Raw genomic sequence first — 13,583 nt, forward strand, 5'->3', positions numbered from 1 at the left:
TTCGTCCATGTATAAGTTAATAACTGAAATCTTAAATCTTTACAATCTTTTTAGTGGAATTTTCTGCTAAATAGATGGGCTCAAATGATTTTGAAAAAAGAGCATCTGCATGTGTGGAATAGTGAGCTTAAAGTGGCGATCTCGATGATTGCACAGAGCAGGTGTGACTTTTAGTCGCGTTAGGGTTGGGAGTAATGAATTTTTAAAATCATCAGGCGTTATTTTTCGAGGCTGATAGTGCGGCCAGTGAATTTTTGCATAATGTAAAGCCTGGACTGAGTTGAGCCAGAAGGGGAATATGTATTCTTGATTGATTGATCGAATGGCCCAACCTTGATGTTCTGGATTGTACAGTCCCCACAGTACTCCACAATACATCATGGTTTTAAGGATATTAACTTTGAGTAAAAAATGCTTTGAATTTGGTTGCAACTGTACAAAGGTGTTCATGATCTTTCGATGATTCATTACCAATGATGATAAGTTCAGTCTAATGATTTTTTCTTAAAGTTTAGTTGCATTAATTTAAAGTTTGGTAAGCAAATATGTAAATAAAAGAGCTAAAAAAAACGCCACGAATGTGACGTTTATTTATGCTTGCATTGTGGCCATGTTTTGCCAATACTGTGCTTTCAAAGAATCACGTTCTACACGGAAACCTTGAAGATAGAGTTCAGCTAGAAACATCGCTGCTTTACCATGACCCGCACGTGCTGCATTCTCAAGTTCTGAAACTGCGTCTGTAAAATTCATTTCAAATTGAATGGTATTTACAGCATTCGAATACATATGTTCGAGGTCTTGTTGAGAGAATTGTTTAATCATATAAAACTCCTTATTCTAATTATGATTAGTACTACAGTTATAAGGACCTAAATTAGGTCAAAATGGAATATAACAAAGTAATATTAAACTAATATTACAATTTGCGTTAATTGTCAAATAAATTTTCAAGATAAATCTTTTAAAAAATACTTACATGATTAAACTTTAATCATTTTATATTGGGTTTATGATAAAACTGTAAATAACTATAAAGGAGAATGACTTATGACTAATACCATTGATGGTTTCACATTTGGCAATCCACCAGAGCCATCCGATATTATTGCGCTTGCACATCATCATAAAAAACAACTTGATGAAGCAATTTTTCATCAAGAAATCCATTTAGGTCACTACTGTTTAGAGCAGCGTAAACGTGTGCATGATTACACGCAGACGCTTGATCCTGCAGCGAAAGCTGAATTTTATCGCTACTATGACGGCGAACTAAAACGTATCGCCGTCATTGACGAAGAACACCCTGATGATGCTGAAGGTGGTTTGAGTGTTTTCACTATTTTTATTGTACTCGCGGTGATCGCTGCTATCTTATATTTTGGTGTTGTACAGAATGTTGTCTCTTAAAGGTGAATAAGCGCCATTTTTTGCATAATGGTTCTTCTTTAAATCAACGTTAACACTATATTTTTAAAGCATCTCGGATTACACTTAAGCTAATCCGAGGTTGTACATGCTCCATTTAAAAAAAATTTCGTCTGATCTTTTCTCACAATTAAATATTGAGCAGATTCAAAATGCTTTCATCATAGGCATTGTACTTTTTATTCTTATTGTCTCTAGTATTGCACTGAATCGTCCAATTAATTCAGCCCACTTTGAACAAGTTCAAGCGCTCGCGGCTCAAAATCGTTTAGAGCGAACGCATGAAATGGCAAATTTGTTACTTGCAAAACCTAAGATTAAAAATATTGAATTTTATCGTTTGCTGAATGCTTATCATATCGAGAATGCTCATATAAAAATTTATCCAGCGATTGAAAAGTTGGATTAGTTTTCAATCTTATTCAGATTGAGCCCAAGATTTTGATTCAGTATTTCTTCGATCTCCTTGGCAGTGACACGGTCAGAGACAGCAATAACAGTCATTTGATCGGGGTGTAAATGTTTTTGTATTGCATTTTGAATATCTTGGCGAGTTAATTTTCGAATCTGCTCCTGATACTCATTTAGATAATTGGAATTAAGTCCATAAAAACCAATTGATGCGATTTGGGCATTAATATTTGCATTGCTATTTAAGGTCATTGGAAAAGACCGAAGAATACTTTCTTTATTTTCTTTAAGCAAAGATTCAGTAATAGGCTGTTTTTTGAAGTCAATGAATACTCGATGTGCGAGCTTTAAGCTTTCGAGCAATTGGTCTTGTTGTGTCGCATATCCAAAACTAAAAACGCCAGGTACCTGTGGTGTAGTCAGCGTACTCGATGCGCTATAGGTGAGTCCTCGTTTAACTCGTAACTCTTTTGATAAGATTGAATTAAAACTCCCACCACCAAACATTCTGTTGGCAACTTCCAAAGCGGCACGGTCTGGATGTGCTCGTTCTAAAGATAAATGACCCAATAATGCATGTGCTTGTAGGCTTTCGCGTTTTAGTACTGAAATTTTAAAACCTGATTCACTGACGGGAGTTGGAAGGTCGGGCTGCTTTTGCCCTTGCGGTAAATTGATACTGATCAGTTCCGAGATCTGTTGAGCTTGATCTTGAGTGAGTTGTCCTGTGATTGCTATATTGGAATTTTGAGCGACAAGCAATCGATCTCTAAATTCTTTGAGTAATTCAGGCGTAATGTTTTTTAAACTACCGACTGTCCCAGCTGTTGGTTGAGCATATGGATGATCTCCATACAGCATACGGTACAGTTGTATTGACATTAGTCTAGATGGATTCTCTTGAAGTTGTTTTTGCCCAATTTGAGTATTACTGAGCGCGAGATTAATGCCTGATTGTTTGAAGGTGGCATGTTTGATTAAATGCAGTAGTAAGTTCAATGCAGGGTCAAATTTTTCAGGATCATTTAACACTCTTAGTCGAACAACAAACATATCGCGATAGGCATTGAAAGAATATTTGGCGCCTAATCCCTCAAATGTGGTGGTAATCTGTTTGGCACTGAGCTGATCTGTTCCTTCAAGCATAAGGCGAGCTGTCATATTGGATATACCGTAAAGTCCTTTACCTATGACTTCATCTCGTGCAGATCCAGCATTAAATGTAATTTGAATGTCGACCATTGGCAGATCATTCGTTTCGACAAATAAGGTTCGTACATTTAAAGAGTTTTTAAGTTCTTGAACAAAAGGCGCTTGATAATTGTGCGAATTTTTTTTGATCTCTTTTAAGCTTAACAAGTTTTTGATTGAGCTTAGACCACTGGAATCTTCTTCGATGATTTGTTCAATTGGTTCAGCTTCTATAAGTTCCTCAGCATGCGACATTGAACTCAAGATGGCGCCACACAATACACTCGTTAAAAATAGAGAAGACAAATAATTCATAAAACGCCTAGTTGTTGTTTTTGTGTTCAGGATAAAGATGTAAAATGCTCAAATTGTCACGATTAAAATAAATATTGGCAATGCGTTGTAAATCATGCGGTGTGACTTTATCGAAGTAATCAGGGAGTTGATCAATCATGCGATAGTCTAGATCATTGATGCTGAGCAAACCAATGAGTCGAGCTTGCCCAATAATATCATCTTGGCTGAACACTAAATTTGAAATGAAATTCGCCTTGACCCGATTGAGTTCTTTTTCATTGACCAATTCTGATTTGAATAAATCTAGTTCCCGGTGTATGCGTTTTTGCGCTTGCTCAAGACTGATACCCTCAGCAGGTATGGCAGAGATTAAAAAAAGGCTATCCCCACGATTATATGGATCATAACTCACATTAATTGAGGTCAGAATTCGCTTATCTCGGATCAGTCTCTCTTGTAGACGTGCTGAAATTCCGCCGTCCAATAGATTTTGAATAATGGTTAAAGCGTAGGCGTCTTGAGGGTTTTTTGCTGTTTTAATGGAATTGACATTCCAAGCCATAAACAAGTTGGGAACATGTACAGCCTGATATTGCTGCATGAAGCGATATCCAATTCTTGAAAATTCAAGCACATCATTTCGCTCAGGAACTGATTTTTTTGGAATCTTATTAAAATATTTTTTGACATCTCGAATGGTTTGTTCAGGATCTACATCCCCAATAATGACTAATGTTGCATTATTCGGCGCGTACCAAGTTTCGTACCATTGTTTTAAATCATTCAATTGAATGTTATTCAGATTTTTCATTAAGCCAATCACTGGTTGGCGATAGTGACTGGTCGGGTATGCAATCCATTTAAATCTTTCAAAAGCAAGGTTGCGAGGATTGTCCTCTGTTCGTTGCCGTCGTTCAGCCATTACGACTTTAATTTCGGGTTCGAAATCTTCTTGGCGCAGAACTAAATTTTGCATTCGATCTGCTTCTAACTCTAATGCCAGTGGAAGATATTTTTTAGGATAGAATTGATAGTAATTGGTGTAATTTGTGGATGTGAATGCATTGACACTACCACCATAAATTCGACTAAGGCGTGTAAATTCATCATTCGGTACTTTTTTAGTGCCTTTGAACATCATATGTTCTAGTACGTGTGAGATGCCGAGTAAATTCCCTGACTCGTCACTACTGCCGACGGCATACCAAATTTGACTAATTACTACAGGTGCGCGGTGATCTTCTCTAATAATGACTCTTAAACCATTATCCAGTGTTGTTTCGACGGTGTTTCGAGAGAGTTGAGCAGTTTGCTGATTTGCAAATGTCATCATCGGTGCTGATGTAATCGCAGCAATGATGATTGTCTGTTTGAAAATGAGGTGCAGAGAGAATTTGAGCCGGCTGAGAGACACAATTAATCCGAATAATGACTTTAAAATTATTCTTGATGATGTCGTATATTTATTCAAGATTGAACTGTTGCAATTTGGTTGATTGTTTTAAAAGTAATTGCAGATCGTGAATTTAAAGCAATCTATGCTAAACTCCATTCTTTTAATCGCAATGCTTTTCAAGGAATCGGCATGCAAGAACAGCAAAATAAATTCTTGATTGATGCGGATATTGGTGATGACGATGTCACCTTACCGAGCCTCCCGGCCGTTAATGTGCCTATTATCGAAAACAATGAAGTAGAAAAGCTGGAAACGGTGCCGGCCGTTGAAGAAACAAAACCGAAAGGTGGTTTCTTCAGTCGTATGAAAGAAGGCTTATCAAAATCTCGTAAAAATTTAGCTGATGGAATGATGAATATTCTAGTCGGTGGTAAAGAGATTGATGATGAGCTGCTCGAAGAAGTTGAAGAGCAATTATTGGTCGCAGATATTGGGGTAGAGGCGACGAAAACAATTATTGCCAATTTGACTGAAAGAACTGCACGTGGCGATTTGATCTACTCTCATTCTCTCTATAAAGCTCTTCAAGAAGAATTAGTTGCTTTATTAGCACCACGTGTCAAACCGTTACATATCGATCCGAATAAAAATCCCTATGTGATTTTGGTTGTGGGTGTAAATGGTGTAGGTAAGACAACCACGATTGGTAAACTCGCAAAACGATTGCAAGGTGAAGGTAAAAAAGTCATGCTCGCGGCAGGCGATACTTTCCGTGCTGCGGCGACTGAACAGCTACAAATTTGGGGTGAACGTAACGATATTCATGTCGTTGCACAAGGTCATGGTGCAGACAGTGCTTCTGTAATCTTTGATGCTTTTGAAAGTGCACGAGCGAAAGGGATCGATGTATTGATTGCAGATACCGCAGGGCGTTTGCATAACAAAGGTCACTTGATGGAAGAGCTCAAAAAAGTAAAACGTGTTATGCAGAAAATTGATGCGACTGCACCGCACGAAGTGATGCTTGTTGTGGATGCTGGCACAGGGCAGAACGCGATTAACCAAGTTGAAATGTTTGATGAAGCTGTAGGTTTAACGGGTCTTACTATTACCAAATTGGATGGTACGGCAAAGGGCGGTGTGCTATTTAACATTGCGAGCCGCACACATGTGCCAATCCGATTTATTGGTGTAGGTGAAAAGATTGATGATTTGAGACCGTTCTCAGCAAAATCATTTGTCGCTGCATTATTCGATAACGAAAAATAATTATTCTTGGGTTAATTTAAAAAGCTCCTTATACGGAGCTTTTTTTATAAATACTTAAAATTCATAAAGTTATTCAAATTTGAGAAAGCCGAATTTTTTGACTCAATACATTAAATACGCAATTTGTTCCAAAAATAGAACACTTTGTTATAAAGATAAGGCTGAAAAGGTTTCGTAATATGAATAAGATAGCATCATCGTTAGCACACAATGAATGTTAAAAATAAGGAATAAGTTATGTCTTTTCTAAATCAAATTAAAAATCGCCGTACCATCTATGCAATTGGTAAGAATGTTTCTTTAGACAATACTCAGATTGAAGAAACCATTAAAGAAGCGGTACGTCAAAGTCCATCGTCATTTAACTCACAGACATCACGTGTTGTAACACTTTTTGGTGAGTCACATGACAAATTTTGGAATATCGTTTTAGAAACGTTACGTAAAATTGTTCCTGCAGAAGCATTTGAGGGAACTCAAAATAAGATCAATAGCTTTAAAGCGGGTCATGCAACTGTATTGTTTTATGAAGATCAAGATACGGTGAAAGGTTTACAAGAGCAATTCCCACTTTATGCTGAGAATTTCCCAATTTGGTCTGAACATTCAACAGCTATTGCTCAATTTGCGGTTTGGACTGCATTGTCAGAAAAAAATATTGGAGCATCATTACAACATTACAATCCAATTGTGGATGAAGAAGTGGCTTCAACATTTGAAATTCCAGCTTCTTGGAAACTTCGTGCTCAGCTTGTGCTCGGTTCAATCGAAGCGCCTGCAGGAGATAAAACGTTTATTGATGACAAAATTCGTTTTAAAACTTTTAATTAATCCAAATCATATAAAGGCACTTCGGTGCCTTTTTTTATGACGAGTTCTGTCATTAAATTGTCATCGCTTGGTAGCATAGTAGTCATATCTAACAATCTAATATTGAGTTATTTATGAAATTAAAAATTACGTCTGCATTGATATTTACGGGTTTGAGCAGTCAAATTTTTGCAGCGGCGACCTTGGTGGTTCCAGAGGAACTGGTCGTAATTTCAGTGAATAATCAAGAGTTTAAATCAGGACTATTTAAATCAAAAAAACAATACCAAATTGATGTGAATCAACCTTTGGTGAATGTTCGATATAATCAATACTTTGAACTACCTTTAAATAATCATGAGATCGTAAAGTCGGATATTCTTACTTTGAAATTGCCAGCCCTAGAGGATAATAAGTCATACAAATTGGATTTAATTCATCCACCACGAGATTTGGACCAAGCAAAAACATTCGCCAAAAATCCTAAATTGGCAATTTATAATCAAAATAATCAACTCATTTCAAATAATCTGATTGTTCAAATGACCTCGCAAAGTTTGCTAGGCGGTACGATCAATCAGATATTGCATAATGAGCCACAAGCTAGCCCAATGACCAAGTCAAGTTCACCATCAATAAATACTCAAACAGTGGAACAAGCTGACATTAAAAATACAAATTCAAATACTCACGATGGTCAGACGTTGATTGAAGTATGGAAAAATTCTTCAAAGCAGGAACGTCAAAAATTTATGACTTGGCTTGCAACGCAATAAAACATTTAATATTTCATAAACAGATATAAAAAAGCCCTCATAGAGGGCTTTTTTATAAATTAAGTGAACAGCCAAGTATAGTAACCATAAATCATCAATGGCCATGCTACAAATGGACTAAATAAATACTTCCATATCCAATAACGTGGTATAAACCCTACGCCATGGATAAATCCACCAGATATTCCAATCATAATCAGCATCATGGCACGATGACTGTAATGACCACTTGCATCCAACATCAGACTTGGATGGATGAGTAATATGGTAGCGAGAGGCAATGCCATCAGAAATGAAATGATCATTGCGAATGAGTATTTACGTTTTTCAGAATTTGACATTGCAAGCTCACTCATTTCATTCACCATCTAAGTCTTGATGTTGTTCCATGTAAATGGCTGCAAGTACACTCGCGAAACATGCCATTAACACACCTAGTATCCATGCGAAGTACCACATAATTATCTCCTAACAGTGATTCGGTTTTAATACAGACTATGCGTGTGGTCTTGAATATGTTTCTTGGTGATCACACCCCACATTTTGTAGTAACACCAAGTGGTGTATGCCAAGATCAGCGGAACAAAAATACACGCAGCAACAGTCATTACTGAAAGCGTCATTTGGCTAGATACTGCATCCCACATCGTCAAGCTAATGTTTGGATGAATACTAGATGGCATCAGGAATGGGAATAGGGCAAAACCAGCAGTGAGAATTGTGCCAATCACAGCGAACGATGTACCCAGAAAACTAAGTCCCGCTTTATTTTTAGACGATGCTAAAACCACAATTATTCCTCCGATAATCGCCATTACCGGTGCCAATATTGTGATTGGATAAATAGAATAATTGTTCATCCAGCCATGATTGGCATTAGTGAGTACTTCTTTAGCAAGTGGATTAGCTACACCATTCGTATCATAAGGTGTTACAAGCGTGTAGCCTTCGATATTGCCGAAATACAACCATGCACCAGCACCGAGAAAACAGATGAGAAAAAGAATACCCATATATCGTGTAGCTTGAGCAGAGCGTGTTCTTAATGCACCTTCAGTGCGTAGCATTAACCATGCACCACCATGTGCAGCAAGCATCGTCAAACTGACCAATCCACAGACCAAGGCAAATGGATTTAAAAGTGCAAAGAAGCTTCCTGTGTAAGTTGAACGAACAGTTTCATCAAGTGTAAAGGGGATGCCAAGGAACATATTGCCAAATGCAACACCAAAAACGAGTGCTGGTACTGCGCCGCCAATACATAAGCCCCAATCCCAAGCATTACGCCATTTAGTATTTTCGAGCTTAGAGCGATAGTCAAAACCAACAGGTCTAAGGAATAAAGCAAATAATACGAGTAACAGCGCCCAGTACATACCCGAGAAAGCTGTTGCATATACCATTGGCCAAGCTGCGAAAAGTGCACCACCCGCCGTAATAAACCAAACTTGGTTTCCATCCCAATGTGGTGCAATGGTGTTGATAGCAGCACGACGCTCTTCATCGTCTTTACCGACGAACGGCATCAGTGCCATAGAGCCCATATCAAATCCATCAGTCAAAGCAAACCCAATAAGGAGGACGCCGACCAATACCCACCAAATGATTTTGAGAAGTTCATATTCAATCATGTTAAATCTCCTCAGTTGACTTATTGGCTGCTGTTAGTTTTTCGAAATGATACTTTCCAGTATGTAAAGAGCTTGGTCCTAGTCTTGAGAACTTGATCATTAAATACATTTCTATGATGAGCAGCACTGTATAGAAAGCAGCGAGTGCTAAAATTGAACCCCATACATCCGCTGAACTAATACTTGATGCAGATAGGTGTGTTGGTAAAACTTCACCAATAGTCCATGGTTGACGACCAACTTCAGCAACGTACCAACCTGTTTGAGCTGCAATCCATGGAAGTGGAAGGGCGATCAGTGCAAACTTGAGCAACCAAGTTTTATTTTCAGCATTACGTTTCATGACGGCATACGTTGCAAGAATGAACAACAAGAGCATTAAGAAACCTGACGCCACCATCGCTCTAAATGCCCAAAATAAACTTGGAACATGAGGGATAGTATCTAAAGCTGCAGATTTAATTTGTTGTTCAGTAGCATCAACCACAGTTGGTGTGTATTTCTTCAACAATAGACCATAACCCAAATCTTTTTGAGTCTCGTCAAATGCAGCTTTGAGTTCTGGTGATTGATCTCCAGCACGAAGTTGTTCAAGCTGTGCATAAGCGACCATACCATTACGGATACGTTGCTCATGTTGTGCGATTAAATCTTTGATCCCTGTGACTTGTTCAGTTGTAGAGCGAGTCGCAATTAAACCCATGACATATGGAATTTTCACAGCATAGTCTGTTGTTTGCGTCTCGGGATTGGGGATACCAAATAATGTGAATGCAGCTGGTGCTGGATGTGTATCCCATTCTGCTTCAATTGCAGCGAGTTTGGTTTTCTGAACATCACCTAATTCATATCCTGATTCATCACCCAGTAAAATTACGGATAATGTCGAAGCAAGACCGAAAATAGCAGCAATGGCAAATGAACGACGGGCAAAGGCCAAATCACGTTTTTTAAGTAGGTAATAACTTGAAATTGCCAATACAAAAATTGCACCAGTCACATAACCCGCAGAAACAGTATGGACAAATTTAACTTGTGCCACTGGGTTAAATATTAGTGCGGCAAAATCTACCAGTTCCATACGCATGGTTTCATAGTTAAATGCGGCCCCGACAGGGTTTTGCATCCAACCATTTGCAACCAAGATCCAAAGTGCTGACATATTAGAGCCTAAAGCCACTAACCATGTCACACATAAATGTTGGACTTTAGAAAGACGTTCCCAGCCGAAAAAGAATAAACCAATAAAAGTAGATTCTAAAAAGAAGGCCATTAATCCTTCGATTGCTAATGGCGCTCCGAAAATGTCACCTACATAATGTGAGTAGTAAGCCCAGTTTGTACCAAACTGGAATTCCATCGTTAGTCCAGTGGTTACCCCTAAAGCAAAGTTGATCCCGAATAACTTACCCCAAAACTTGGTCATGTCTCGGTAAATCTCTTTACCTGTAATGACGTAGGTGGTCTCCATGATGGCAAGGATAAATGCCAAACCTAGAGTGAGGGGTACAAATATAAAGTGATACATTGCGGTCATTGCAAATTGAAACCGCGATAGATCGACCACGCTTTCAGAAATCATCAACGTGTCTCCTTCATTTTAAGTTCGCTGCCCGTAATTCGTTCAGCGACTTGATGGTCAAAGTTTTTGGGAATGGTAGGTGCATCAAACCAGATATTTTTAATCACGATAAGAATGATTACTTTGATAATAAGAATCAAAGTAATCTCTTTGATTAAATTTTTATTTAAACTTGAAGGTTTAATCATCATATTTAAATGCATTATTTAAATCTATTCTAAATATTATTATCTTTTTTTCGTTTAAAATAAATACTTTATAGTCATAAATATTTTTAATATAAAAAATATAATAAAAACAATAGCTTGTTGTTTTAATTTTTAATGATATTAAATCCGACTAAAATGGTTATATTAAAAAATAAAATAGACTAAAATACTTGGTATTAATGTTTTGATTCCAACTAAAATAATAGGATTGCTGTTTTGAAGTTTATTAAATTAGTTGGTTTTAAATCTGATTAAAATGGTTGGTTATAAGGATTTTATTTATTTTTATATAATCGTTGAGTGGGTTGGATTTAAATTTAATAGGCGTCACAAATACCTTGAATGAACTATTTTCAAATCAAATGCATATAATTGAAGTGGGGTGTTAATAGCTCATTAATGCTGATCAACATTGAAAAGTTGATTTGTTTTGGCAATTTTTTTAGCAATAAAATGAGATCTTTTTGCACGGATCAGGAGGATTTGAGATTGAAATTCAAGTTCCCCAAACTCTGGTTCAACTTGTACATAATGTAATTGACCGAATTCATCGCGAACGCGTGCTTGAGCAGAGAAACCAGGTCGTGCATTACCACTAGAAACAGTTGCTAGTCGACCAAGCAAATTTGAGTGCTCTGATTTGTATTTGGGTTTGATTACTTGATCCAAACAATGAATCATAAATACCGTAAAGAAGATTGCGATAATTAAAGCGGGTAATAAAACATAGTACCAAGCTAGAAAGGTTTTCTGGCTTGCAAATACAATGAGCTGAAGAAAATATCCAGCAAAACTAAAATTGATCAGAAAAAAAACAAGAATGAGAACTTTGGAAAATTTAACTTGAAGCAAAGGAAGGCGAATAAGCCAATAAGGTGTTAATTTTTTTATAAATTGACTAGGTCTTAAGCCAACAAAATAGCCTAAGGTTTCAGCCATGCTGAGCATTAGCAATGCAAACACGCACATATGAAATGGCATTAAATCAATTTCCATTAAAAATGCCAGCATGTCCTTCACCTCATGACTTAAGATTCTAAGTAAATTCCACCATCAGAATGAACTTTAATCTCGACTTTTTCTAAAGATTCACCTTGGCATGGGCCTGAAATGCACACACCAGTTTCTACATCAAATAAAGCACCATGAGTAGAGCATTCAATGAACTCTTGATCACGATCTAAGAATTGATTTTCAAGAAACTCGAGCTCAACTTGCAAATGTGGGCATACATTTTGATACGCATAGAAGCAACCATCTCGTTGCGTAATGAAAATGTTGTCACCATTTTCAGTTTCAAAAGATCGAGATTCTCTTTCAGGAATGTCTTCAGTCATGCAAATTTTATTCATTTTATGCGACTTCTATTTGAAATTCTTTAAGAAGTTTAGCGTAATCAGCTACGTCTAAACGTGGACCAAATTGAGCAACCACTTGGCTTGAGATTAAAATAGCCAATTCAGTCGCTGTTTGTAAATCTTTACCAGCATTTAATGCATATAAAAATGCACCAGAGAAAGCATCACCAGCACCGTTCGTGTCTAAAGCAACAACTTTACGTCCTTTCACTTGAAGTTCAGTTGATTCCGTTGCTACAAGAGCGCCGTCTGCTCCAAGCGTAATAATGACGGTAGAGCTTAATTTTTTAAGTGCAGCAAGAGCATTTTGTAAGTCATCAGTTTGTGTATACATCAATGCTTCTTGTTCATTACAGAATAGAACATCTACACCATCATCTAATAATTCGTCCAAGCCTGTACGCGCATACTGCACCATAGCAGGATCAGAGAGCGTTAACGCAATTTTGACATTATTTGCTTTCGCAATTGCACGCGCTTGCTTTACGGCAGCTCGTGCTGTATCACTCGTAGAAAGGTAACCCTCTATATATAACCATTTAGCGGTTTTTAGCGCTTCAAAATCAATTTGTTCATTACTGAGTTCAGCTGTAATACCTAAGAAAGTATGCATGGTACGTTCTGAATCAGGACTGACCAAAACCATGCAAGTCCCAGTTACGCCTTCACTGATCGAACGTTCAGAGGTTTGTATTCCTGCATCATTTAGACCTTTTAAGTACAACGCTCCAAGATCATCATTGCCGACACGGCATCCATAAAACGCTTGACCACCTAAGGCACTAAAAGCCACTGTTGAGTTAGCTGCAGATCCCCCAGAGGCTTGACCTTTATATTCTTGAGAATTTTTTAAGTTTTGAAATAGACGGGCTTGAGTTTCCCCATCTGTAAGCTGCATAGTACCTTTTTGCAAATTTTGCTCTAAAAGAAATTCATCAGATACTTTGAATTCTTGGTCAATGAGGGCATTGCCAATCGCAAAAAGGTCAACTTTAGCCATGTCTAAATTCACATCACGAAAAAAGAAAACGATTTTACACCAATGCGATTGAATTCAGTAGCGTATAGCTTGATTTTCAAGCTTTAACCCACATTTAATCGAAATGAATCATTTAATTCAGATATAGTTTTATTGATTTAGTTTTAATCTGACTATTTTACTCGGAAAATAGTTGGAGTTTGTTGTATAAATGATGAATTGTATTGAACTATCAGTATAATGATC

Annotated in this window: 17 protein-coding genes; 5 read left to right on the plus strand and 12 right to left on the minus strand. The window is 37.4% G+C overall.

Annotation, left to right across the window (positions count from 1 at the left end):
• Positions 1–66: 66 nt before the first annotated feature.
• Complete coding sequence (locus tag AC1M9M_RS13420) at positions 67–450, minus strand: DUF2750 domain-containing protein (RefSeq protein ID WP_035266570.1); 384 nt, start codon at positions 448–450, stop codon at positions 67–69.
• A 141-nt stretch (positions 451–591) separates the two neighbouring features.
• A complete protein-coding gene (locus tag AC1M9M_RS13425; protein WP_035266572.1) occupies positions 592–825 on the minus strand; it encodes an SEL1-like repeat protein in 234 nt (77 codons plus the stop codon).
• Positions 826–1,050: 225 nt separating this feature from the next.
• On the opposite strand from AC1M9M_RS13425, the gene AC1M9M_RS13430 reads away from it, so the two are divergent.
• Entirely contained in the window at positions 1,051–1,410 is a 360-nt protein-coding gene (locus AC1M9M_RS13430; protein WP_481587962.1) for a hypothetical protein, read from the plus strand.
• A gap of 106 nt (positions 1,411–1,516) precedes the next feature.
• The gene (locus tag AC1M9M_RS13435) at positions 1,517–1,837 is read left to right on the plus strand and encodes a hypothetical protein (protein ID WP_481593956.1); all 321 of its coding nucleotides are present in this window, start codon (positions 1,517–1,519) and stop codon (positions 1,835–1,837) included.
• Here the strand turns inward: AC1M9M_RS13435 and AC1M9M_RS13440 are convergent.
• Complete coding sequence (locus AC1M9M_RS13440; protein ID WP_481596581.1) at positions 1,834–3,345, minus strand: M16 family metallopeptidase; 1,512 nt, start codon at positions 3,343–3,345, stop codon at positions 1,834–1,836. The genes AC1M9M_RS13435 and AC1M9M_RS13440 overlap by 4 nt on opposite strands.
• Before the next feature lie 7 nt (positions 3,346–3,352).
• Positions 3,353–4,660 (minus strand): M16 family metallopeptidase, encoded by a 1,308-nt coding sequence (locus AC1M9M_RS13445; RefSeq protein WP_481596603.1) that lies wholly within the window; start codon positions 4,658–4,660, stop codon positions 3,353–3,355.
• A gap of 252 nt (positions 4,661–4,912) precedes the next feature.
• Between AC1M9M_RS13445 and ftsY the strand changes: the two genes are divergently transcribed.
• From ftsY to AC1M9M_RS13460, 3 genes are all read left to right on the plus strand, one after another.
• Positions 4,913–5,992: a signal recognition particle-docking protein FtsY gene (gene ftsY / locus AC1M9M_RS13450; protein ID WP_035266635.1), complete on the plus strand. Its 1,080-nt coding sequence runs from the start codon at positions 4,913–4,915 to the stop codon at positions 5,990–5,992.
• Positions 5,993–6,229: 237 nt separating this feature from the next.
• Positions 6,230–6,823 (plus strand): nitroreductase family protein, encoded by a 594-nt coding sequence (locus AC1M9M_RS13455; RefSeq protein ID WP_481596582.1) that lies wholly within the window; start codon positions 6,230–6,232, stop codon positions 6,821–6,823.
• Positions 6,824–6,936: 113 nt separating this feature from the next.
• A complete protein-coding gene (locus AC1M9M_RS13460) occupies positions 6,937–7,578 on the plus strand; it encodes a DUF2057 family protein (protein WP_481596583.1) in 642 nt (213 codons plus the stop codon).
• Positions 7,579–7,637: 59 nt separating this feature from the next.
• Here the strand turns inward: AC1M9M_RS13460 and AC1M9M_RS13465 are convergent, their stop codons facing one another.
• The 8 genes from AC1M9M_RS13465 to AC1M9M_RS13500 form a co-directional block, all read right to left on the minus strand.
• On the minus strand, positions 7,638–7,934 hold the full coding sequence (locus tag AC1M9M_RS13465) for a cyd operon YbgE family protein (RefSeq protein WP_481589510.1): 297 nt from the start codon (positions 7,932–7,934) through the stop codon (positions 7,638–7,640).
• A 1-nt stretch (position 7,935) separates the two neighbouring features.
• Positions 7,936–8,037 (minus strand): cytochrome bd-I oxidase subunit CydX, encoded by a 102-nt coding sequence (gene cydX / locus AC1M9M_RS13470; protein ID WP_035266590.1) that lies wholly within the window; start codon positions 8,035–8,037, stop codon positions 7,936–7,938.
• A gap of 26 nt (positions 8,038–8,063) precedes the next feature.
• Complete coding sequence (cydB, locus tag AC1M9M_RS13475; RefSeq protein WP_092768425.1) at positions 8,064–9,209, minus strand: cytochrome d ubiquinol oxidase subunit II; 1,146 nt, start codon at positions 9,207–9,209, stop codon at positions 8,064–8,066.
• Position 9,210: 1 nt separating this feature from the next.
• A complete protein-coding gene (locus tag AC1M9M_RS13480; RefSeq protein WP_481596584.1) occupies positions 9,211–10,791 on the minus strand; it encodes a cytochrome ubiquinol oxidase subunit I in 1,581 nt (526 codons plus the stop codon).
• Positions 10,791–10,982, minus strand: coding sequence for a cytochrome oxidase putative small subunit CydP (gene cydP / locus AC1M9M_RS13485; RefSeq protein ID WP_481587955.1), 192 nt, complete (start codon positions 10,980–10,982; stop codon positions 10,791–10,793). The genes AC1M9M_RS13480 and cydP overlap by 1 nt, the downstream gene beginning before the upstream one ends.
• 414 nt (positions 10,983–11,396) lie before the next feature.
• The gene (locus tag AC1M9M_RS13490; RefSeq protein WP_035266601.1) at positions 11,397–12,011 is read right to left on the minus strand and encodes an OB-fold-containig protein; all 615 of its coding nucleotides are present in this window, start codon (positions 12,009–12,011) and stop codon (positions 11,397–11,399) included.
• Positions 12,012–12,028: 17 nt separating this feature from the next.
• Positions 12,029–12,337, minus strand: a complete 309-nt coding sequence (locus AC1M9M_RS13495) for a Rieske (2Fe-2S) protein (protein WP_171076765.1) — start codon at positions 12,335–12,337, stop codon at positions 12,029–12,031.
• A gap of 16 nt (positions 12,338–12,353) precedes the next feature.
• On the minus strand, positions 12,354–13,358 hold the full coding sequence (locus tag AC1M9M_RS13500; protein ID WP_481593950.1) for an adenosine kinase: 1,005 nt from the start codon (positions 13,356–13,358) through the stop codon (positions 12,354–12,356).
• Between the last annotated feature and the right edge of the window lie 225 nt (positions 13,359–13,583).

Source organism: Acinetobacter sp. ANC_7503, from assembly GCF_056780035.1.

Bases quoted from the DNA above. Each gene is read 5' to 3' on its own strand.
- AC1M9M_RS13420 (WP_035266570.1), bottom strand. From the start codon at position 450: ATGAACACCTTTGTACAGTTGCAACCAAATTCAAAGCATTTTTTACTC.
- AC1M9M_RS13425 (WP_035266572.1), bottom strand. From the start codon at position 825: ATGATTAAACAATTCTCTCAACAAGACCTCGAACATATGTATTCGAAT.
- AC1M9M_RS13430 (WP_481587962.1), top strand. From the start codon at position 1,051: ATGACTAATACCATTGATGGTTTCACATTTGGCAATCCACCAGAGCCA.
- AC1M9M_RS13435 (WP_481593956.1), top strand. From the start codon at position 1,517: ATGCTCCATTTAAAAAAAATTTCGTCTGATCTTTTCTCACAATTAAAT.
- AC1M9M_RS13440 (WP_481596581.1), bottom strand. From the start codon at position 3,345: ATGAATTATTTGTCTTCTCTATTTTTAACGAGTGTATTGTGTGGCGCC.
- AC1M9M_RS13445 (WP_481596603.1), bottom strand. From the start codon at position 4,660: ATGATGACATTTGCAAATCAGCAAACTGCTCAACTCTCTCGAAACACC.
- ftsY (WP_035266635.1), top strand. From the start codon at position 4,913: ATGCAAGAACAGCAAAATAAATTCTTGATTGATGCGGATATTGGTGAT.
- AC1M9M_RS13455 (WP_481596582.1), top strand. From the start codon at position 6,230: ATGTCTTTTCTAAATCAAATTAAAAATCGCCGTACCATCTATGCAATT.
- AC1M9M_RS13460 (WP_481596583.1), top strand. From the start codon at position 6,937: ATGAAATTAAAAATTACGTCTGCATTGATATTTACGGGTTTGAGCAGT.
- AC1M9M_RS13465 (WP_481589510.1), bottom strand. From the start codon at position 7,934: ATGAGTGAGCTTGCAATGTCAAATTCTGAAAAACGTAAATACTCATTC.
- cydX (WP_035266590.1), bottom strand. From the start codon at position 8,037: ATGTGGTACTTCGCATGGATACTAGGTGTGTTAATGGCATGTTTCGCG.
- cydB (WP_092768425.1), bottom strand. From the start codon at position 9,209: ATGATTGAATATGAACTTCTCAAAATCATTTGGTGGGTATTGGTCGGC.
- AC1M9M_RS13480 (WP_481596584.1), bottom strand. From the start codon at position 10,791: ATGATTTCTGAAAGCGTGGTCGATCTATCGCGGTTTCAATTTGCAATG.
- cydP (WP_481587955.1), bottom strand. From the start codon at position 10,982: ATGATGATTAAACCTTCAAGTTTAAATAAAAATTTAATCAAAGAGATT.
- AC1M9M_RS13490 (WP_035266601.1), bottom strand. From the start codon at position 12,011: ATGCTGGCATTTTTAATGGAAATTGATTTAATGCCATTTCATATGTGC.
- AC1M9M_RS13495 (WP_171076765.1), bottom strand. From the start codon at position 12,337: ATGACTGAAGACATTCCTGAAAGAGAATCTCGATCTTTTGAAACTGAA.
- AC1M9M_RS13500 (WP_481593950.1), bottom strand. From the start codon at position 13,358: ATGGCTAAAGTTGACCTTTTTGCGATTGGCAATGCCCTCATTGACCAA.